Origin of the sequence: Kitasatospora sp. NPDC091257 (assembly GCF_044757675.1) — a bacterium.
In the GTDB taxonomy this organism is placed as follows: domain Bacteria; phylum Actinomycetota; class Actinomycetes; order Streptomycetales; family Streptomycetaceae; genus Kitasatospora; species Kitasatospora lactacystinica.
This window is the reverse complement of the sequence record NZ_JBIVVI010001775.1, coordinates 1-1241: the sequence shown is the minus strand read 5'-3', so window position 1 is coordinate 1241 and position 1241 is coordinate 1. Positions and strand designations below refer to the sequence as shown.

At 73.0% G+C, this 1241-nt stretch carries 3 protein-coding genes; 1 reads left to right on the top strand and 2 read right to left on the bottom strand.

The window, feature by feature from the left end:
• Positions 1–141: 141 nt before the first annotated feature.
• On the bottom strand, positions 142–627 hold the full coding sequence (locus ACIQOV_RS41950) for a hypothetical protein (protein ID WP_401056471.1): 486 nt from the start codon (positions 625–627) through the stop codon (positions 142–144).
• A gap of 121 nt (positions 628–748) precedes the next feature.
• Between ACIQOV_RS41950 and ACIQOV_RS41945 the strand changes: the two genes are divergently transcribed.
• Positions 749–964: a hypothetical protein gene (locus ACIQOV_RS41945; RefSeq protein ID WP_401056469.1), complete on the top strand. Its 216-nt coding sequence runs from the start codon at positions 749–751 to the stop codon at positions 962–964.
• 3 nt (positions 965–967) lie between these two features.
• On the opposite strand, the gene ACIQOV_RS41940 is transcribed toward ACIQOV_RS41945, so the two are convergent.
• Positions 968–1162: a hypothetical protein gene (locus ACIQOV_RS41940; protein ID WP_401056467.1), complete on the bottom strand. Its 195-nt coding sequence runs from the start codon at positions 1160–1162 to the stop codon at positions 968–970.
• Positions 1163–1241: the final 79 nt, after the last annotated feature.

The window sequence follows — 1241 nt, the reverse complement described above, 5'->3', positions numbered from 1 at the left end:
GTCGTAGGCGAAGCCGTTGACGTCGACCCGCACGCGGGACGCGGCGCCGGGCGCCTTCTGGGGCCGCCGGACCGACCTGGTGGCGGGCTGCTGGTCCGGCGGCCCCCGGAGAGGCCGGGAGACGGGCTGCAGGGGCAGTGCTCAGGCCTCGTCGTCGTGGCGGCGGGACGGCAGGATCTCGGTGGTGCCGGGCCGGTCGAAGTGCCGGTGCAGGCCGACGGGCCAGCGGTCCAGGTGCGTGGTGGAGGCCGTGAGGACGATGTCGACGCCGGCCTTGCGGCCGATGACGGCCACACGCGTCAGCAGGTGGCCGAACGGGGCGCTCTTGCCCAGCAGCTCGTGGGCCAGGTCGACCTGGTCGACGATCAGGCGGATGCGCGGCTCGGCCTCGGTCGGGGTGTGCTCGTGGCCGCTGGCGTAGCGCCGGTCGACCTCGGTGAGCACGTCGGTGAGCAGCTGCTCGGCGCCGTCGATGTGGGTGTGCCGGTCGGCGCCGTCCAGCTCGTCGTAGGGGGTGATGGCCCAGACGGTGGTGGTCGGGTCGTCGGCGTGGGCGGTGATGAGCTGCTGGAGGCGGTGGGTCTTGCCGGAGCCGGTGCGGCCGATGATCAGCTTGGGGTCGGACACGGTGTTCCTCTTTCCTCTGGCGGTCGCGCCCGGGTGCGGGTGCGGGGTTGGGGATCGGCGGGAATGACTGCCGTGGTGCCTGGTGGTGCGTCAGGCTGGTGCGGACGAACGGGAGGGTGCTGTGGGCTGGTTCTGGGACAGCGGGCCGCGGGTGACCGAGTTCGACGCGGTGATCGACGAGGACGGCACGATCTGGGATGCGTTCACCGACGACGACGGCGTGCTGTGGCTCGACGCGGACGAGTCGGTGGTGGTGACGGTGACCGGCGTGATCATCGGCAACCAGATCCGCGACGCCTGGGTGCTGGAGGACGGGACGCTGTGGATCCCGGACTGACCGTCAGGGGCGCACCGAGCTGGCGGCGTGGGCGCCGTCGTCGAGGAGCGAGTGGATCGCGGGGGCGACGCCGGTGGAGGCCAGCATGAAGCCGAACAGGATCGCGACAACGGCCGTCAGCAGGGTGGTGCGGCCGTTGCGGTACAGGAAGTAGAGGACCGCGCCGAACAGGACGACACCGGAGACGGACAGGACCACGGGGGTTCTCCTCGGGGTGTGCAGCGGGGGGCCCCCGGGGGCGGCGGGGCCCCCCGCGGGGGGGGGGGGGGGGCGCGGA